We start from the raw sequence: 18,559 nt of genomic DNA on the forward strand, positions 1-18,559 counted from the left end.
GCAGCAATCAACTGAACTTCTGTCTTAGAGGACCATCCGTGAGGACGGTTCTTTTTCTTAATCCCTGTTGATAATTGTTACGAGGAGGACTATAATCACAATTGTTTAGTAACTAAACCATTGGCTGACTAAACCGTTTTGCGATAAAGGAGTGAAGCCACGTTCATGGAGCTGGATCATCAGGAGCTCATTGAATTCGAAAATATTTACAGACAGGTCAACCGCCGGATGGCGATCGAGTGGAACAAGCTGCTCGCCCATCCGCTCAATGGCTCGCAGGTTTACATGCTGGAGAAGCTGGAATCCGAAGGCCCGCAGAAAAGCTCGGGTTTGGCCGAAGCGCTCGGGGTTACCGCCGGGGCGGTGACCGGGCTGTCGGATAAGCTGATCGCAGCCGGGCTCGCGGAGCGCATTCGCACGGACGAAGACCGCCGCGTCGTGTTTCTGGCGATTACCGAGCATGGCCGGAAGACGCTTGAGACCGTAAGGGAAACCCGGCTCAACATTCGCAAGCTGTTTTTCAAAGATTTGCCCGCCGATGATATTCGCCATTTGACCCGCATTTACCGCGACATTTTATCGATTTACGAATCGCATAAAGATGAGCCCCTGGGAGGCGATTGAATGGAACACCTGGATCATCGCACCAAAGTAACGATCATGATCTCGATCATGGCGGCGATGCTGTTCGCGGCACTCAATCAGACGATCGTCGGTACGGCGTTGCCGCGCATTATCGCGGAGCTCGGCGGCCTGGAGTATTACAGCTGGGTGTTCACCATCTACATGCTGACCTCCAGCGTCACGACGATTCTGGTCGGCAAGCTGTCCGACATGTACGGCCGCAAGCCGTTCATCCTGATCGGCATCTCCATCTTCATCCTCGGCTCGTTCTTGTCCGGCACGTCCGCGTCGATCATCCAATTGATCGTCTATCGCGGCATTCAAGGCTTCGGAGCCGGGATGATCATGTCGACGGCGTTCGCCTCGATCGGGGACTTGTTCGCGCCGCGGGAGCGAGGTCGCTGGCAGGGGCTGATGAGCGCCTCATTCGGTCTCGCGAGTGTGTTCGGCCCGACGCTGGGCGGCTATATCGTCGATCATTACGAATGGCATTGGGTGTTCTGGGTGTTCCTTCCCGTCGGTTTGATCGCGATGGGTCTGATTTGGTGGCTGTTCCCGCAAGTGCCGCGCAAGGAAAAGGCGCCGATCGACTATGTCGGCTCAATATGCCTGACGCTGACGATCGTGCCGATGCTGCTTGCGTTCTCGTGGGCGGGGACGAAGTATGAGTGGGGCTCGGTCGAAATTGCAGGGTTATTCGTAGCCGCTGTGGCGGCGTTGATGCTGTTCGTCTTGGTGGAACGGCGCGTGTCGAACCCGGTGCTGCCGATCGGCTTGTTCCGTATTCCGGCGTTTACGCTCTCGAATGCGGCGGGTTTCCTGATGGGCTCCGGCATGTTCGGGGCGGTCATGTTCGTTCCGTTCTACGTGCAAGGGGTAAAAGGAATGACCGCTACGCATTCGGGATTCGTGACGATGCCCATGACGCTAAGCTTGGTGATCATGAGCGCGCTCGGGGGCCAATGGATTTCCCGGACGGGCAAGTATAAGGGGATCGCGATACTGGGGATGGTGATGATGACGGTCGGCCTGCTGTCGATGTCGTTCATGACCGGGGATACTCCGGTATGGCTCACGGTGCTGCTGCTCATTCTGGTAGGCGGCGGCGTCGGATTCGGGATGCCGGTGTTCACGCTGACGGTGCAGAACTCGGCCGAACCCCGCTTGCTGGGCGTAGCTACGGCGTCGTCGCAGTTGTTCCGCTCGCTCGGAGGCACGATCGGCGTCTCGATCATGGGGACGGTTCTGGGGCATCGGATTGGGGTCAAAATGAAGGAGTTGGCGGCAACCGCAGGCGATGGAGCGTCCGCGTCGATGCCGCCGGAGACGGCGGAGAAGCTGCAGGCGCTCCAGGACCCGCAGCTGCTGCTCGATCCGCCGAAGCTGGAGCAGCTCCGGCTGGCGCTGCCGGAATCGCTGCAGGCGACGTTCCGGGAGATTGTAGCCCAGCTGCATGAATCGCTGGGGTATGCGCTGTCGGGGGTATTCCTGACCGGCGCGTTTATCGTCGCCGGCGCGCTTATCTTATCGTTCTTCCTCAAGGAAGTGACGCTCCGAAGCGGCAAACGCAAGCAGGAGGACACACCGCCGACAGCCCCGGCTGCGGCGCCTGCGAGCGTCAGCACCGGCGTGGCGCAGCAGGCGGAGTGAAAGCGTAAGCGGGGAGCAAGCTGCTTACGGCTTGAGGCCGAGCAGCTTGTTGACGCGCTCGAGGAACAAGGCGGGGTCGATCGGCTTCGAGATGAAATCGTTTACGCCCGCGCGCACCGCTTCGGTGAGGTTGTTCCGGCTGGCATCGCCGGTGACGAACAAAACCGGCACCGATGCCGTGAGCGGCGATTGTTTGATGTTCTCGACCGCGCTTACGCCGTTCATCCCTGGCAAATTCAAATCGACGATGATCAGGTGGTAGCCGGGCGGCGTCCATTTCTCTTTGAAGAACAGCTCGGCTTCTTCGAACAGATGCACATCATACTCTTGCATTTCCAGGATGTTTTTGACGAGCCATCGGAACGGCGAACTATCGTCAATCACGGCAATTTTTTGTAAAATAGGTTTCATAGACTTTCCTTTCTCGCGGGAGAGTGGGTACAGGGAGGCAACGACCGATGCAAAATCCGGAGTTCAACCAGAAGATGAAACGGATAATCGAACAGTCCCAACGCATGTATTTGGCTGATGCCGCTCCCCGGATCGCAGCCGTGCAAGCTGCATACGCCGAATGGCTGGCCGGGCGCGTAGAACGGGCCGCCGCAGCCGAGTCCATCTACTCGCATGTGCATGCGATGAAGGGAGTGGCGCTTACTATCCATTTTGAACCAATGCATGTCATTTGTGAAGCGTTAATTGAACTATTGCAGGAACGAAAATTGGAAGAGGCGTCGTCGCTGGTCGGCGAACTGCCGGCGCGGCTGGTGGAGTGTAAGGGGATCGCGGAAGGAAACGGAAACGGGGAATAAACTAATTTTTAGGTTGCCATGTGGCGCCGTCTATTCTGGATCCTACATCCGGAAGGGCGGCTATTTTTTTCGGAAAAGTATTCTTTTCCGACATTTATCCCCTCCTGCCGCTCTCCCTTGCCGAAGAGGTTTCGCTCGATTGACATAGAAAAATGTTGGTCTTATGATGATCCTTATTCCAGCACTGGGAAGGGGAACTCCATATGACTACGAAACCAAAAACGTATATTTTGCCGTTCGGCGCCGCACTGGACAAGGTTTGCTCCGAGGAAACGATGAAGTGGATCGACGAGCATTTCGATGCGGTATGGAACGAGCAGAACGAGAACTACACGCCGGAGCAGCTGCACCAAATGATGGAAGACGCCGAAGTCATCCTGACGAGCTGGGGCTCTCCGAAGCTGACGGAGGAGATGCTGCAGAAGGCGGACAAGCTGCGGTATGTAGGACATGCCGCCGGCTCGGTGAAAGGCTTCATGCCGCGTTCCGTATTTGACCATAATAGAAAAGTGTTCTCAGGCGCGCCGCGGCTGGCGCTCAGCGTGGGCGAATATTGCATGACCGTGCTGCTCGCCATGCTGCGCCGCATCCCGCAGGTCAGCAAAGCCGCACAGCAAGGCGGCTGGTGGGAGGTCGGCCCGCAATTCATCGGGCACGAGTTGACCGGCGCGACCATCGGGATCGTGTCCGCCAGCTCGACGGCCCGCGCGTTCCTGCAATTGCTGGCGCCGTTCCGTCCGAATGTGCTGCTCTATGATCCGTTCCTGAGCGAGGAGAACGCACTGAAGCTCGGCGTGAAGCTGGCAACGCTGGAGGACGTGATGCGCTGTTCGATCATCTCGATCCATGCGCCGTCCCTCCAGTCGACGGAGAACATGATCCATGCCGATCTGATCCGTTCCATTCCCGACGGTGCCGTCTTGATCAATTCCTCGCGCGGACTCGTGCTGGATGAAGAGGCGCTGATCGCCGAGCTGCAAACCGGACGGTTCTATGCTGCTCTTGATGTCCTGCGCAAGGAAGCGCCGGACCCGAAGCATCCGCTGTTTCGGCTCGATAATGTGCTCATCACGCCGCATATTGCAGGCAGCACCTTTGAGTGCCGCAGGGCGCTTATGCCGGAAATTGCGCAGGACATTTTGCGGAGCATTCAGCACGAGCCGACCCGCTATGAAATCTACGAGCGCATGTGGGAATTTCTAGCCTAACCGATACGAATTGCTGCTTTTTAAACCATAAGTACGGTTTTTATACCATCACCCATGCAGGTTGTCACTTTACTGTACCAGATAGCGGATTTGGATCATTTTTATTGCTTCCGAAATGTTGAATAATAACCCTGAGAGCGCTTTCCTGTATCACAGCATGCAGGATCTACCCTCAAACATCATTTAGGGAGGTTTAAGTACATGCCTAAAAAGAAAAAAGTGGCGCTGGCGACGGCAAGTGTGGTGCTGCTAACTGGAGTTCTGTCGGCATGCGGCAGCTCAGGGAATGAAGGGAACAATACAACGACACCAAGCGAGAGCGCAAAGCCGACGGCTTCCGCCGCATCCAACCCGATGCCGATCGTGAAGGAGGGCTCCGTCACGCTGTCCATCGGTGTACCTGACAACCCGTATGCGCCAAAAAGCTACACGCAAAACTTGCCGGTATGGGCTGAAATTGAGAAACGTACCGGCGTAAAAATCAAATGGGATGTAACGCCTTCCGCCCAGTACAACCAAAGCATGAACATCCGCATGGCGGCGGCAACGGAACTGCCTGACATCTTCCAGCTGCCAAGCGATCCGGTCACAGCAGCCGAGGACGGCCTCATCATTCCATTGAACGACCTGATCGACAAACATGCTCCGAACATCAAGAAATACTTCGAGACCTATCCGAACATCAAGAAGCTGCTCACAGCACCAGACGGCAAAATCTACACGCTGACCAACGACGTAAGCGGCACCGGCATATCCGATCCGTTCGGCTGGCTCATCCGCAAAGACTGGCTCGATAAATTGGGGCTGAAGGAACCGACTACCTTGGATGAATGGTACACCGTTCTGAAAGCGTTCAAGGAAAAGGATCCGAACGGCAACGGCAAGCAGGATGAGATCCCGCTCGCTCCTCAATACAACTGGGCCGGCTTGTCCAACTTCGGCAAAGCGATGGGGCTCCAGCTCGGCAACAACTACAGCGACGGCTGGGCCGTCGACTCGGCCGGCAAAGTATCGTATGAGTGGATGAACCCGAAGACGAAGGATTTGATCGTTTGGCTGAACAAGCTGTACAACGAGGGCATCATCGATCCGGAATTCGTAACCAAACGAACTTCTACCCAAATTCAGCCTGATATCGTCAAAGATTTGGTCGGCGTAACTCAGGGATTCGTCAACAACACCGCGAAGTTCGAAGCCGCACAGAACAAGCCGGGCGTGAAATGGGAAATCGTAGCGCCGCCAGCCAACGCTGGAGTCAAAGGCTACTACGAGAAATACGGTCCGATCTCAGGCTACTACGGCATCAGCAAAACGGCCAAAAATCCGGAAATCGCCATCAAATGGCTCGACTACGTGTGGGCTAGCGAAGAAGGCGCCCGATTCACGAACTACGGAATCGAAGGCACCAGCTACACGATGGTGAACGGCAAGCCTCAATTCACTGATTTCGTTCTGAACAACCCGGATAAGCTGGCGGCAACCGATGCCCTCAGAAGCATCGGCGCCTTCCCGTCCTTGCCGTGGATTCGCGACGACAAGGCGGTCTTGTCCAATCAGGCGATCGATCTGATCAAAAATCAGCCGAACCTGATGGCGCAAGTGAAGAAGATGGAGCCGTACATGAAGGATCCGATTCCATTCCGCTCCATGATGGCGACCAAGGAGGAAGCCGAGAACTCCAAGCGTCTATCCACGGATATCAATACGTATCTGGAAGAAACGATGCTCAAGTTTATTATGGGCAAGGAACCGATCGATTGGGACAAATTTACGAAACGCATGAAGGAACTCAAGATCGATGACATTGTAGCTATCAAGCAAGCCCAGTACGATCGTTATCTGAAAGCCAAGTAACATCTTCGGTAGGGGGAAAGGGCGTGTGTGCAAGCCGCATGCGCCCGATCTTCTCGGAAAGTGGAGGAAATCATCTTGAGACAAGCACTCCGAATACTAAATAGAGATAAATATTTACTCATCCTCATCCTTCCCGTACTGCTTTATTATTTCATTTTTCACTACATTCCGATGTATGGCGTTATCATTGCGTTTAAAAATTTCAAGCCGTTGAAAGGAATCCTCGGCAGCGACTGGGTCGGGTTCAAATATTTCATCATGTTTTTCGACTCCGTCTATTTCTGGCGGCTGCTCAAAAACACGCTCTTGATCAGTATTTATTCGTTTGTGTGGAGCTTTCCGGTTCCTATCTTTTTCGCTCTGATGTTGAATGAAGTAAGAGAGGGTCTTTTCAAAAAAGCGGTACAGACGATCAGCTACTTGCCCCACTTCATCTCGATCGTGGTCATTTGCGGGATGATCGTCAATTTTACGGGCCAACACGGGATCGTGAATACGGCGCTCGGGTGGATCGGGATCGGGCCGATTCCATTCTTAAGCGAACCAAGCTGGTTCCGCGATATATACATCTCCTCGGGGATATGGCAAGGCTTCGGCTGGGGCTCGATCATTTATTTGGCGGCCATCGCGGGCATCGATCCGCAGCTGTACGAAGCGGCGAATATCGACGGAGCGAACCGTTGGCAAAAAATGTGGTACATCACGCTGCCTTGTCTCGTACCGACCATTGTGATTTTGCTCATTCTGAATGCAGGTAATTTGATGGATGTAGGCTTCGAGAAGATCAACCTCCTGTATAATCCGACTACGTATGAAACGGCGGATGTGATTTCGACCTACGTGTACAGACAGGGCATTCAACGTGCGGATTACAGCTACTCGACGGCGATCGGTTTATTCAATAATGTGATCAATCTGATCCTTCTCGTCATCGTGAACCGCATCAGTCGAAAAGTATCGGAAACGTCGTTGTGGTAAGGGGGATAATGAAATGGTAGCTGGAATCAGACGGTCGACTTCCGATAAAGTATCTGACACTTTAATTTACTGCTTGATGCTCTTCGTCATCGTGATTACGCTCTACCCGTTTGTGTATGTATTCAGCATGTCGATCAGCGCGCCGCAGTATGTCATCTCCGAATCCGTGTGGCTCTTTCCGAAAGGCTTCTCCCTGGAGAGCTATAAGCGGGTGTTTGAGAACGATGATATCTACATTGCTTACTACAACACGATATATTACACAGTCGTCGGTACTTTCTTGAACGTCGTCTTCACTATACTGGCGGCTTATCCGCTGGCGAGACGAACGTTCTTCGCCCGCAAATGGATCATGACGATGATCGTCATCACGATGTTCTTCAGCGGCGGCTTGATTCCGAGCTTCCTGCTGATCAAGGAGCTCGGGCTGTACAACACGCGGTGGGCGCTTTTGCTGCCCGGTTTGACAAGTGCTTTCTACATCATCATCACACGTACGTTTCTTCAGGGAATTCCGGAGAGCCTGAGCGAATCCGCCCGCATCGACGGAGCCAATGACATCAAAATTTTAACTAGCATCATCTTGCCTCTATCCAAGCCGATCATTGCCGTACTGGCCTTGTTCTTCGCGGTTGGCCATTGGAACAGCTACGTCTCGGCGATGATCTACTTGTCCGATGTGAAGCTCCAGCCGATGTCCGTCTATCTGATGAAGGTCGTTGTGCAGAACAATGATATGATGGTCGACAATATGAGCGATTCGCTGGATCGCACATTATTCTCGGCGCAATTGAAATATTCGATCATCATCGTGTCGGTGCTGCCGATCTTGCTCGTTTATCCGTTCTTGCAAAAATATTTTGTCAAAGGCGTCATGATCGGTTCTTTGAAAGAGTAAAACAGCTGCCAGACGGCAGGGGGCACCGGAACCGATGTTCAGGGGTGCCTCCTTTCTTTTTAAGACCTATCGAAATCATTCAATCACCTGGGAGGTCATCAAGTTGTTAAATATCGGAATTATCGGATATGGGTCTCGTATACGCAACGTATTCTATAAAGTGAAAGAGAATTTCCCGGAATGCAAGTTGGTAGCGATCGCCGACATTCGCAACGAAGAGATTCGCAGCAAGTACGATGGCCTGGAAGAAGTTCGATTCTATGACACGTTCGAAGACATGCACGCCAATGAGAAGCTGGACGGCATCATGATCGGCACGCGCTGCTCGCTGCACACGACAATGGCGCGCAAAGTGCTGCCGACGGGTATCCCGCTGTTTCTGGAGAAGCCGGTTTCGACGACGATGGAAGATTATTTGCTGCTTCAAGAGAGCGCTGCATCGGCTAAATCGGAAGTCGTAGTTTCTTTTCCTATGCGGCTGTCCCGGATCGTCAAGCTGGCGAAGGAGATTATCGACTCGGGCAAAATCGGATCGGTGGAGCATGTGGCGGCGCAAAATTATCCCGAATACGGCGGCGTGTATTTCCACAACTGGTATCGGGACGAGCAGGAAACCGGCGGTTTGTTCCTGCAGAAGGCGACGCACGATTTCGATTATATCAATTATTTGGTAGGCCAAAAGCCGGTAAGCGTCGTTGCGATGACGTCGAAACAAATTTTCAAGGGGACGAAGCCGGCGGGATTGAGATGCGTCGATTGCGCGGAGAACCAGACTTGTGAAGAAAGCACGGTTCACTTGAAAGGGATCCGTCGGGAAACTTGGGCGTATTGCGCCTTCGCCGAGGACACCGGCAACGAAGATTCCGGCAGCGCCTTGATCCGCTACGAGAACGGCATGCATGTGTCGTACACTCAAAACTTCTACAGCCGCAAAAAGTCGTCTTTCCGCGGCGCTAGATTTACTGGCTATAAGGGTACGTTGGAGCTTGATTTTCACGGCAGCCAAATTAAAGTGTACATGCATCACACCCCGCGCGTGGAGACGTATGACATCGAGATGGGGAACGACCACTTCGGCGGCGATACGGAGCTGGTGAAAAACTTCGTGAAGGTGATGAAGGGCGAGGGACGTTCGGTCAGCACGCTCGAAGACGGCCTTTTAAGCGCGTTGATGTGTTTGAAGGCCAAGCAGTCGGCTGAGACGGGAATGCTTCAATCGATCGAATAGCAATAAGGAAAGGCGGCGCCAACATGAACAGACCTAATATCGTCCTCATTACGGTGGATCAGATGAGGGCGGATTTGATGGGATGCGCCGGGCATCCGGTTATTCAGACGCCGCATATCGACTATTTGGCCAAACGCGGCGTCCGGTTCGAGCAGGCTTATTCGGGGACCCCGATCTGCATTCCGGCGCGGGCGACGATCATGACCGGGCTCGAGGGACATAGCTTGGGCATCACGAGGTATGTGGAGGGTTTCGCCCTTCCTACGGAAGCGACGATTCCGAAGCTGCTCGGAGATGCCGGGTATGAGACGCGGGTGGTCGGCAAAATGCACGTGTATCCGGAGCGTTGCCATTACGGCTTCGATAGCATGCTGCTGTGCGAGGAGGGACGAATGTTCGGCGCTGGATCGCCGGAGAAGCGCGGGTACGACGACTATGAGCTATGGTTGGCCGAGCAAGGGTATCCGGGGCAAGCGTTCGCCCACGGCATCGCGAACAATGAGTACACGATGTCGCCTTGGCATTTGCCGGATCATCTGCATCCGACGGAATGGATCGCCGACCAGAGCTGCAAGACGATTCTGCGCCGGGACTGGACCCGCCCTTTGTTCCTTTGGGCGTCCTATACGGCTCCGCATCCGCCCCTTACGCCGCTGCTGCGTGATCTGTACATGTATGAGCGCGACGAGATGCCGAAGCCGGTCATCGGCGATTGGGTCAACCGCATGTCGATCTACGAGCAGCGTATAGTGGCTAACTATGCAGGAGCGACGCGTACGGAGAAGCAGACGGACATGGCGTATCGCGGCTTCCTCGCTTCCATCACGCAGGTGGACCGGTCGATCAACCGGATCATCGGCACATTGCGGGAAGCCGGCATGCTGGAAAACACCTGGTTCATCTTCACGTCGGACCACGGCGACAATATGGGCGATCATACGCTCTGGTTCAAGGGGAACTTCACCAGGGGCGCCTGCAACATCCCGATGATCGTCGTTCCTCCAACGAAGGGCGGCGGATTGGATGCGGCTATGGGGAAGGAATGGGTGCCGGGCAGAACGAACGTCTCTCCGGTCGGTCTGCAGGATCTGATGCCGACCTGTCTCGACATCGCCGGCGTCCCGATCCCCGGCCGTTTGGACGGCCGGAGCTTGCTGCCGCTCGTCCGGGAACCGGCCGATACGTCGGTTAGGGAAAGCTTGTTGGGCGAATTCGGCACCATCGGTTCCCGCTCTTTTATGGTGACGGACGGCAGTTGGAAATATATTTGGGCCGAGGAGGACGGACGAGAGCTGCTGTTCGACTTGGTGCACGATCCGCTCGAGCTGACGGACCGCTGCGGCTCTGCTCCGGAGCAGCTGCACAGGTGGCGGGCCGAGCTCGCCGGCCGTTTGGCCGCGCGCGAAGCCGATCCGGCTGTGAAGGATGGTCAGCTGGCTCCATCGGGGCCGCTGCGGAATTTGAGCGAGCTGGAAATCGCCAGAAGCGCGCAGGATTACAATCCGCGCGGATTGCACTGAAAGGAAGTGAACGCTTGAAAGCCGCAACGAAAGTGAATTTCAGACCGTATGCAGCGGGTCGGACGGCGTATCCCGTCACGATCATCACGCCGGAGGACGGCTGCTTTATCCATACGTTCTTCGATGTACGCCCTTGGAGTCCGTCCGGTCGGTACCTTGCATGCCTGAAGCTGCCGTTCCAGGACCGCCTGCCGGGTCCGGACGATGAGGCGATCGTATGCGTCATCGATCTGGTCGAGATGACCCTCGTGGAGCTCGATGCTACGAAAGGCTGGGGGATGCAGGTCGGCGCGCATATTTGCTGGGGAAGCGAAACGCTGCTGTATTACAACGACCAAGAGGGCTGCGACGTGTTCGCGGTCGAGTATAATCTGGAAACCGGCGAGAAGCGGCGAATGGCCGGGTCGGTGTACCAGATCACGCCTGACGGAGCTTCCTTGCTGAGCCCGTCGCTGTCGCTGATCAATGCGTCGCAGAACGGCTATGGGGCCACGATGCCGGCTAGCTGCGACTGTGTGCCGCCGGTGGGGGCGCCGGAGGACGAGGGCTTGTGGGAAGTCGATGTGAAGACGAACACGAAGCGCCTGCTGTTCAGCTTGAAGCAAGCGTATGACCTGCTGCCGAACAAGAAGCCTTTCGAAGGCTCGCGATTTACATTTTTCCACACGAAGGTGAACCGCCAGCAAGATCGGATTATGCAGGTTGTGCGTTGTTTGTTCGATGACGGCCGACCGCAGCTGAAATACATCCTCACGATGGCGATGGACGGCAGCGATGCGGCGGTCGCGCTGCCTTACGAGATGTGGACGAACGGCTCTCATCATCCCGATTGGCATCCGGACGGCCGCGGCATTCTGATGAACATCAACTACAATGAGCTGCGTTTCGCGGAGTTCGACAGCCGGGGCGAGAAATTCAAGCTTGTGGCGCCACAGGTGCCGGGCGGCGGCCATCCGAGCTACTATCGAGACGGGCTGTATGTGTTGACGGATGCCTATACCGGGGAGCGTGTCGTGAATGAGAACCATGAGGTTCCGATCCGTCTGGTCGATACGCAGAGCGGGCACGAAGAGGCGATTTGCTGGATCTGGACGCTGGGCGGCACGAGCATTCCCGCCGAATTGCGCTGCGATCCGCATCCCGTCTGGAGCGAGGACTATCGGTATGTGTGCTTCAACGGGACACCGGAAGGCAATCGTCAAATTTTGATCGCGGACTTAAGCGGTCTGGGGGAGCGAAGTTAAGATGATACCCTTTATTGCGAAGCAGGATCAATTGGAGCAGAAGCTGGCGGAATGGCGGCAGCTGCCTGAGAGCTCTCTGATGAAGGTGGAGCATCTCCTTTCGTTCACGGGCCACAAAGTATATGCGATCACGATCTCGGATTTCTCCATTCCGCGCGAAGGCAAAAAAGCGATCTATGTCACCCAGCCCCATGCGCATGAACCCGGGACGACCGCCGGCATGGTCGATGTGATCGAGCAGCTGCTGACCGGCCGAGATTTGCTGGGGCAGTCGTGCACGTTTGATCGAGAGAAGGTGCTGGAGAGCACCGTCATTACGTTCAATCCGATCGGCAATCCGTTCGGCCGCGAGAACGCGCCGGAGCTCTATTACGACGGGACGAAATACAGCATGAACGAGTTCCGCTGCATGATCTTCGGCGAGGACCCGGAGAATCCGGGCGTGCAATGGAAACGGGTCGACATCTGGGACATTCGCGAGGAGAACGCGCCGAATCCGCTAGGCATCGTCTATGAGCCTGTCGACGAATTCCGCTACGTGGAGCCTAATCGTCATCAGCTCTCTTCTTATTTCAAGCTGTTTTATCAGATGGATGCGCAGTATCAGTACAACTATTGGCTTGATCTGCACCAGATGATGTTCGGGCAGCAGGACGCGGAGCAGGGCTACAACTGTATCATTTTCATGCCGTATCCGGACAATGTGGCGCCGCAGCATGCGGAGGAGAACTCACGCTGGGCGGACGACATCACCAAGGTGTGGCTGGAGCGGGGCTTCGGGGCCAAACCGCCGATCACAACGCCGTACACCGACATCCAGGCCGAATATTTCCGCCGCAATTACGCCGAGATCAACAATCGGATGAGCCGTATTACGACAGAAGTCGTCACCAATCGGACGCTGTTCCCCGTGGACGTGCAAGTGAAGGCGCAATCGGCGGCGATCGAGACGACGCTGGCCCGGCTGCTGGACAACTAAATCGAAACGACAAGGGGACGGACACATGCTTACCTTTTGCTATGACCAGGCACAGCATCAAAGCTTGGATGCGCAACTGCTGGATGCTTATGCCAAACAATTGGCGGAACGAAACACGGACGCGCTGATCGTCATGCGGAACGACAAAATCGTCAAGGAGTGGTATGCCGACGGCTTCGGTCCGGAGCGGCCTCATTACACCGCTTCGCTAGCGAAGACGATTGTGGGAGGATTGGCGCTTGCCGTTGCCGTGACGGAAGGATATATCAAATTCAATGACCTGGCGTGCACCTATATTACGAGCTGGCAGGACGATCCGCTCAAGTCGAAGATCACGATCCGACAGCTCGCCACGCATACATCCGGACTGGAGGATACTTCGGCGCTGGACACCTTGTCCGGCTGGACCCTTATGTTCTGGCAAAAGGACCCGAGTCCGGACGCATTGGATCCGATCACATGCGCTTTGGAAAAAGCGGAGATGCTTCATCTGCCGGGCACCAAGTTCGTGTACAGCAATCCTGGTTTTGCAGCGCTATCGTATGCCATTACGGTCAGTCTGAAGGATTCGCCCTATCCGACGATTGAAGCCTTGCTGCGGGAAAAAATCATGAAGCCGCTCGGCATTTCCGAGGACGAGTGGAGCATCGGCTACAAGAAGCCGTTTCATGTTAACGGCTTCGAAGTATACGGAGCGTGGGGCGGTGGCGAATTTACACCTCGCGCCGTGCTGCAGCTGGGGCGGTTGTACATGAACAAGGGCAAATGGGAAGGCAATACCCTCATCAAGCCCGAGGTGCTGAAGCCGATGATGACGAGCAACGTCCATTCGGTTACGCAGGAAGGGTTTCCCGACACGTTCCTGCTCACGCCCAGCATTTGCGGCTTCTCGAACTACTGCACGCTTTTCCCGCGGATTCCGGATTGCTCGTTCTTCGGCGCCGGCGCCGGCCATCAAGTGATGCTCGTCATCCCGAGCCTGGACATGATCGTCGTGCGCATGGGCAATTGGCTGACCAAGAAGGTCGAGGATACGACGCAGTTCTGGACGGAGATCAAGGACTACATCTGCGATCCGCTGACCGACATGCTGCGGCACGCAAGTCCGTTCCCACCTAGCGACAAAGTGCGGGGCGTGACGTTCGAGGACGCCTCTGACATCCGCTTCACCGGCGAGGACAGCGACAACTGGCCATGCACCTGGGCGCAGGACGGAGACTTGTACACCTCCTACGGCGACGGCTACGGGTTCGTGCCGAATACGGAGAAAAAGCTGAGCCTGGGTTTCGGTAAAATTATCGGGATGCCGGACGATTACAAATGCGTCAATCTACGTACGGAGACCGGGGAGCGGGAAGGCGACGGGCCGCATGGCGAGAAGGCTAGCGGCCTGCTTATGGTGGACGGCGTGCTGTATATGCTGGCTCGGAACGCGGGCAACTCCCAGATTGCCTGGTCGGAAGACAACGGGTTCACTTGGGAATGGGGCTTCAAGTTCGAGACGAGCTTCGGCTGTCCGACGTTCGTGAACTATGGCCAGAACTATGACGGTGCGCCCGACGATTACGTCTATGTCTATTCGCCGGACGGGACAAGCGCCTACGAGGATTACGACCATATCGTGCTGGCCCGCGTAGACCGGCGCAAGGTCAAGAACAGAGCCGATTATGAATATTTCAAAGGGTTGGACGATGCGGGAGACCCGTTGTGGACGCCGCATATCGAAGAGAGGGGGGCGGTCTTCACCTTCCTTAAGCATTGCCATCGCCTCGAGGCGCTCTACCACAAGGCGACGCAGCGTTATTGGCTCGTACCGGCCTGCAATCATGAGGGCGGCTGGGGCATCTTCGATGCGCCGACACCGTATGGTCCATGGACAACCGTCTATTTCACCGAATATTGGGGGCTGGCGAAGACGCATTCGTACCGGTTCCCGACGAAATGGATCAGCGAGGATGGCGCGAAGCTGCAGCTTATTTTCTCCGGCAGACGGTTCAAGCAAATCGATTATGATGCGATGTGCGTGCGCGCCATGTCACTGGAGCTGATTCCATGACGAACAAAAAACCGCTGATCGCGGTCACCACAACTAACGATAAAGGCCATACGTTTCTCCACCGCGATTATTCGGACGCCATTCTTCTGGCAGGTGGAATCCCCTTCGTCATCCCCTCAATGGGAGACGCGGATATTGAGGATGAACTCGTCGAAGCTGCGGACGGGCTGCTGCTCACCGGAGGCGAGGACATCGATCCGAACTTGTACGGCGAGGAGCCGGCCCCGGGCTTGGGGACTTTGACGCCGGAACGGGATGCGACGGAAAAACGGCTGCTGGTGAAGTTCATGGCGGCCGACAAGCCGGTGTTCGCCATCTGCCGCGGCTTGCAGCTGCTGAATGCGGTGGCCGGCGGCACGCTCATCCAAGATATCGAGCGGGCGTTGCCGAACGCGCTGCAGCATCGACAGCTCGCGCCACGCGACCACCTTTCGCATCAAGTAGAGGTGGAGGAAGGCACGCTTCTCATGAGCATCGTTCGAGCTTCGCGCGTCCGGGTGAATACGTTCCACCACCAGGCGGTCAAGCAGCTCGCGCCGGGCTTCCGCATCAATGCTACGGCTGTCGACGGCATCGTGGAGGGGATCGAAAGCTTGTCGCAGCGGTTCGTGCTCGGGGTGCAGTGGCATCCGGAAAATCTCGCCCGCACCGACGCCGCGGCGATTCGCCTGTTCGAGGCGTTCGTGCAGGCTTGCAGGTTTAAGGAATCTATAGGAGCGGGAGGACATTCGCGATGAGCGAGAACGGAAAGTCGTATCCTCCTTATTCAGCGAGCAAGCTCATCAAGGGAGTTACGTTCGACTGGGCGAGTCGGAAGCGATTGGCCCCGGGCAGCGACAACTGGCCGCTGACTTGGGCGGACGACGGCCATCAGTACACGTCGTTCGGCGACGGCGGAGGCTTCGGCGGCACGAATGAGATCGGCCGCGTCAGCATGGGGGTCGCTCGTATCGAAGGCGATCGCCAGAGCTACCGAGGCTTCAACGTATGGGGCGGCAAGGATGCGGAGCAGCCGGCTACGTTTCCCGGCAAGTCTTGGGGAATCATTTGCATCGACGGGATGTTCTACATGTGGCGCAGCGGAGAAGCTTCGGCCGACTGTTACGAGTCGCAGCGGCTGTATCAGTCGAGCGACCGCGGTGCAACGTGGACGTTCACCGGCGTTGAGTTCGACAACGATTCTTTTACCCGTTCCAGAGGCTTCTTCGTTCCCACCTTCCTGCAATTCGGGCAAGATTACCAAGGAGCCAGAGACGAATACGTCTACATGTACGCGCCGGAAGTGAAGAGCCTCGTCTGGGAGCTGCAGGTGCCGGGGGAGATCAACCTGATTCGGGCGCCGAAGGATAAGATTACGTCCAAGCAGCACTATGAGTTTTATGCCGGCGGATCGGACGGCGGACCGAAATGGACGAAGGACGGCGATCGCCGCAAGCCGGTGTTCTACGACGCGAACGGGACGATGCGAGTGAATGCGGTGTACAATCCGGGGCTTAAGAAATACATTCTTACGGCACAGCATACCGCCCGCAATTACGGCTGGGGCATTTACGAGGCGAATGAGCCTTGGGGCGCCTGGAGAACGATTTATTACTCGAATGGCTTCGTCCCGGGCGATTGGGAGTGCCAGAAGGTTTCCTATTTGAGCTTTTCGCCGAAATGGTGGGATAACGACGGTTGGGATTTTGTCCTAGTGTTCTCCGGCCGCGAATATAACGACGCTTGGAATTCCGTGGAAGGAAGCTTTGTTCTCCATGGGCTGTCCTAGGTAGGAGTACGCCATCATGAGCTATTTTCTTCATATTTTACTGTCCAACGTGCTCCCTATCGGCATAATGATTTCGGTCGGCTTCCTGATGGGCAAGAAATATTCGATCCATGCCGGTTCCTTGTCCAAGCTGGTGTTCAACCTGTTTATGCCGATCTTCATGTTCGCCTTGTTACTGGAGGTTTCGATCACTTGGGGACTCGTTTTGAAGGTTGTCCTCTTCAGCCTTTCCTTCACGGTGCTGTCTGCCATCGCGGCGGAGGTCGTCATCCGGCTGCGGAAGTATAACGCCCCTATGAGGGGAGCGATGCGGAACACGATCCTGTTCTACAACAGCGGCAACTATATGATTCCGCTCAACCAGCTGGTGTTCTCCGGAAATCCGGTTACGCTGGCCGTGCAGATCATCGTGTCGGTCATTCAAAACTTGCTGCCGGGTACGTACGGTATATATAACGCGAACGCGCATAAAGGCAAAATGACGGGTGCGTTCAAAACGATTTTGCTGTATCCGGGCATCTATGCGGTGCTGGCGGCTGTCGCCATTCGTTTGCTGGACGTGACGATCCCGGAGCCGATTTATTTGCCGCTGGAGTACATCTCGAACGCGACGATCGCGTTGGCCTTGATTACGCTCGGCGTGCAGCTCTCGCTCTTGAACTTGAACATCCGCTACTCGGATGTGCTTATTTCGTCGGCGCTGCGACTGTTGGCAGGACCTCTGCTAGGCTTCGGGCTCGTCAAGCTGATCGGGTTCGACAATTTGATCGCGAATGCGCTCGTGCTGTCCTGCGCGGCGCCTACTTCTTTGATCTGCGCGCTGATTGCGATGGAATACGACAATGAACCGGATTTTTCCGCCCACGCCGTATTGTTCTCGACTGTAGCCAGCATGCTGACGGTGACCGTTACTATTTTTGCTTTAGGGTAAGGAGGGGGATCATTATGGCATTGTCTTCGATAGCCTTTTCTGTTTTTACCAAGCCCTGGAAAGATATATCCATCGATCGTTTGGCGGAGAAAGCCGGGGGACTCGGCTTTGACGGCATCGAGTTCCCGATCCGAGAAGGGTTCCAAGTGCAGCCGGATCAGGCGGAGAAGGAGCTGCCTGCTCTTGCACGCCGGTTGGCGGAGCATGGATTGAGGATCTTTAGTGTGGCGAGCACGACCGATGAGAACATTTTCGCTGCCTGTGCCGAGGCTGGAGTGCCGACAATACGCATAATGATCGACGTGAACTTGGCGGAAGGCTTCCGGGCATCCGAGAAGCGGATCCGTCTGGAGCTGGAGCAGGTTCAGGAGCTGTGCCGGAGGTACGGCGTCAAGGTCGGCATTCAGCAGCATATCGGGCATACCCGGATCAAAAATGCGATGGGGCTTCACCGCATGCTCGACGGGCTCGATCCCGCTTGCTTCGGCGCGATCTGGGATGCGGCTCATGATGCGTTGACGGGCGAGCGGCCGGAGATCGGGTTGGACGTCGTGTGGTCTTATTTGTGCATGGTGAATTTGAAAAATGGGTATTACCGGAGGGTTAGCGGACCGGAAGCCGAGCAGGCGCTCTGGGAGCCGTATTGGACGACTGCCCGCCAAGGGATGGCTTCGTGGCCGACGGTTATGAAGGTGCTGACGGAGCGACAGTATGAAGGCGTCATCTGTTTGACGGCCGAGTACCACGAGGAAGCGAACGTCGACCGGTATATCGCCGAAGACATCGCCTTCGCGAAATCATTGTTAATTTAA

17 protein-coding genes are annotated in these 18,559 nt (G+C 55.8%); 16 read left to right on the plus strand and 1 reads right to left on the minus strand.

The features are described from left to right. Nucleotides 1–165 precede the first annotated feature (165 nt). Both PKO02S_RS02850 and PKO02S_RS02855 read left to right on the plus strand, forming a co-directional pair. A complete protein-coding gene (locus tag PKO02S_RS02850) occupies nucleotides 166–624 on the plus strand; it encodes a MarR family winged helix-turn-helix transcriptional regulator (RefSeq protein ID WP_127579577.1) in 459 nt (152 codons plus the stop codon). After that, on the plus strand, nucleotides 625–2,274 hold the full coding sequence (locus PKO02S_RS02855) for an MDR family MFS transporter (RefSeq protein ID WP_127579578.1): 1,650 nt from the start codon (nucleotides 625–627) through the stop codon (nucleotides 2,272–2,274). Nucleotides 2,275–2,298: 24 nt separating this feature from the next. On the opposite strand, the gene PKO02S_RS02860 is transcribed toward PKO02S_RS02855, so the two are convergent. Further along, complete coding sequence (locus PKO02S_RS02860) at nucleotides 2,299–2,685, minus strand: response regulator (protein ID WP_127579579.1); 387 nt, start codon at nucleotides 2,683–2,685, stop codon at nucleotides 2,299–2,301. Nucleotides 2,686–2,732: 47 nt separating this feature from the next. Here PKO02S_RS02860 and PKO02S_RS02865 point away from each other — a divergent pair, with 47 nt between their 5' ends. From PKO02S_RS02865 to PKO02S_RS02930, 14 genes are all read left to right on the plus strand, one after another. Next, entirely contained in the window at nucleotides 2,733–3,083 is a 351-nt protein-coding gene (locus PKO02S_RS02865; protein ID WP_127579580.1) for an Hpt domain-containing protein, read from the plus strand. Between the two features lie 203 nt (nucleotides 3,084–3,286). After that, entirely contained in the window at nucleotides 3,287–4,291 is a 1,005-nt protein-coding gene (locus PKO02S_RS02870; RefSeq protein ID WP_127579581.1) for a hydroxyacid dehydrogenase, read from the plus strand. Nucleotides 4,292–4,492: 201 nt separating this feature from the next. Continuing rightward, nucleotides 4,493–6,145 (plus strand): extracellular solute-binding protein, encoded by a 1,653-nt coding sequence (locus tag PKO02S_RS02875; protein WP_127579582.1) that lies wholly within the window; start codon nucleotides 4,493–4,495, stop codon nucleotides 6,143–6,145. Between the two features lie 75 nt (nucleotides 6,146–6,220). After that, nucleotides 6,221–7,123: an ABC transporter permease gene (locus PKO02S_RS02880; RefSeq protein WP_246066808.1), complete on the plus strand. Its 903-nt coding sequence runs from the start codon at nucleotides 6,221–6,223 to the stop codon at nucleotides 7,121–7,123. 13 nt (nucleotides 7,124–7,136) lie between these two features. Further along, nucleotides 7,137–8,021 (plus strand): carbohydrate ABC transporter permease, encoded by an 885-nt coding sequence (locus PKO02S_RS02885; protein ID WP_127579583.1) that lies wholly within the window; start codon nucleotides 7,137–7,139, stop codon nucleotides 8,019–8,021. A gap of 103 nt (nucleotides 8,022–8,124) precedes the next feature. After that, nucleotides 8,125–9,249: a Gfo/Idh/MocA family protein gene (locus PKO02S_RS02890; protein WP_246066809.1), complete on the plus strand. Its 1,125-nt coding sequence runs from the start codon at nucleotides 8,125–8,127 to the stop codon at nucleotides 9,247–9,249. Nucleotides 9,250–9,272: 23 nt separating this feature from the next. Further along, a complete protein-coding gene (locus PKO02S_RS02895; protein ID WP_127579585.1) occupies nucleotides 9,273–10,769 on the plus strand; it encodes a sulfatase-like hydrolase/transferase in 1,497 nt (498 codons plus the stop codon). Between the two features lie 14 nt (nucleotides 10,770–10,783). After that, entirely contained in the window at nucleotides 10,784–12,013 is a 1,230-nt protein-coding gene (locus tag PKO02S_RS02900; RefSeq protein WP_127579586.1) for a TolB-like translocation protein, read from the plus strand. A gap of 1 nt (nucleotide 12,014) precedes the next feature. After that, nucleotides 12,015–12,992: a hypothetical protein gene (locus PKO02S_RS02905; RefSeq protein WP_127579587.1), complete on the plus strand. Its 978-nt coding sequence runs from the start codon at nucleotides 12,015–12,017 to the stop codon at nucleotides 12,990–12,992. A gap of 25 nt (nucleotides 12,993–13,017) precedes the next feature. Beyond that, complete coding sequence (locus PKO02S_RS02910; RefSeq protein ID WP_127579588.1) at nucleotides 13,018–15,048, plus strand: serine hydrolase; 2,031 nt, start codon at nucleotides 13,018–13,020, stop codon at nucleotides 15,046–15,048. Continuing rightward, on the plus strand, nucleotides 15,045–15,785 hold the full coding sequence (locus tag PKO02S_RS02915) for a gamma-glutamyl-gamma-aminobutyrate hydrolase family protein (protein ID WP_127579589.1): 741 nt from the start codon (nucleotides 15,045–15,047) through the stop codon (nucleotides 15,783–15,785). The genes PKO02S_RS02910 and PKO02S_RS02915 overlap by 4 nt, the downstream gene beginning before the upstream one ends. Then, the gene (locus PKO02S_RS02920; RefSeq protein ID WP_127579590.1) at nucleotides 15,782–16,816 is read left to right on the plus strand and encodes a glycoside hydrolase family 183 protein; all 1,035 of its coding nucleotides are present in this window, start codon (nucleotides 15,782–15,784) and stop codon (nucleotides 16,814–16,816) included. Before PKO02S_RS02915 ends, PKO02S_RS02920 begins: the two co-directional genes overlap by 4 nt. Nucleotides 16,817–16,832: 16 nt before the next feature. Beyond that, on the plus strand, nucleotides 16,833–17,747 hold the full coding sequence (locus tag PKO02S_RS02925; RefSeq protein WP_127579591.1) for an AEC family transporter: 915 nt from the start codon (nucleotides 16,833–16,835) through the stop codon (nucleotides 17,745–17,747). Between the two features lie 14 nt (nucleotides 17,748–17,761). Beyond that, nucleotides 17,762–18,559 carry a sugar phosphate isomerase/epimerase family protein gene (locus tag PKO02S_RS02930; protein ID WP_127579592.1) on the plus strand — a complete coding sequence of 266 codons (798 nt, stop codon included), beginning with the start codon at nucleotides 17,762–17,764 and terminating at the stop codon, nucleotides 18,557–18,559.

Origin of the sequence: Paenibacillus koleovorans NBRC 103111 (assembly GCF_004000845.1) — a bacterium.
Classification (GTDB): Bacteria; Bacillota; Bacilli; order Paenibacillales; family NBRC-103111; genus Paenibacillus_AA; species Paenibacillus_AA koleovorans.

Excerpts from the sequence above, each read along its gene's own strand:
- PKO02S_RS02925 (WP_127579591.1), top strand. The coding sequence starts at position 16,833 with ATGAGCTATTTTCTTCATATTTTACTGTCCAACGTGCTCCCTATCGGC.
- PKO02S_RS02915 (WP_127579589.1), top strand. The coding sequence starts at position 15,045 with ATGACGAACAAAAAACCGCTGATCGCGGTCACCACAACTAACGATAAA.
- PKO02S_RS02875 (WP_127579582.1), top strand. The coding sequence starts at position 4,493 with ATGCCTAAAAAGAAAAAAGTGGCGCTGGCGACGGCAAGTGTGGTGCTG.
- PKO02S_RS02895 (WP_127579585.1), top strand. The coding sequence starts at position 9,273 with ATGAACAGACCTAATATCGTCCTCATTACGGTGGATCAGATGAGGGCG.
- PKO02S_RS02910 (WP_127579588.1), top strand. The coding sequence starts at position 13,018 with ATGCTTACCTTTTGCTATGACCAGGCACAGCATCAAAGCTTGGATGCG.
- PKO02S_RS02865 (WP_127579580.1), top strand. The coding sequence starts at position 2,733 with ATGCAAAATCCGGAGTTCAACCAGAAGATGAAACGGATAATCGAACAG.
- PKO02S_RS02930 (WP_127579592.1), top strand. The coding sequence starts at position 17,762 with ATGGCATTGTCTTCGATAGCCTTTTCTGTTTTTACCAAGCCCTGGAAA.
- PKO02S_RS02885 (WP_127579583.1), top strand. The coding sequence starts at position 7,137 with ATGGTAGCTGGAATCAGACGGTCGACTTCCGATAAAGTATCTGACACT.
- PKO02S_RS02920 (WP_127579590.1), top strand. The coding sequence starts at position 15,782 with ATGAGCGAGAACGGAAAGTCGTATCCTCCTTATTCAGCGAGCAAGCTC.
- PKO02S_RS02855 (WP_127579578.1), top strand. The coding sequence starts at position 625 with ATGGAACACCTGGATCATCGCACCAAAGTAACGATCATGATCTCGATC.
- PKO02S_RS02870 (WP_127579581.1), top strand. The coding sequence starts at position 3,287 with ATGACTACGAAACCAAAAACGTATATTTTGCCGTTCGGCGCCGCACTG.
- PKO02S_RS02860 (WP_127579579.1), bottom strand. The coding sequence starts at position 2,685 with ATGAAACCTATTTTACAAAAAATTGCCGTGATTGACGATAGTTCGCCG.
- PKO02S_RS02850 (WP_127579577.1), top strand. The coding sequence starts at position 166 with ATGGAGCTGGATCATCAGGAGCTCATTGAATTCGAAAATATTTACAGA.
- PKO02S_RS02905 (WP_127579587.1), top strand. The coding sequence starts at position 12,015 with ATGATACCCTTTATTGCGAAGCAGGATCAATTGGAGCAGAAGCTGGCG.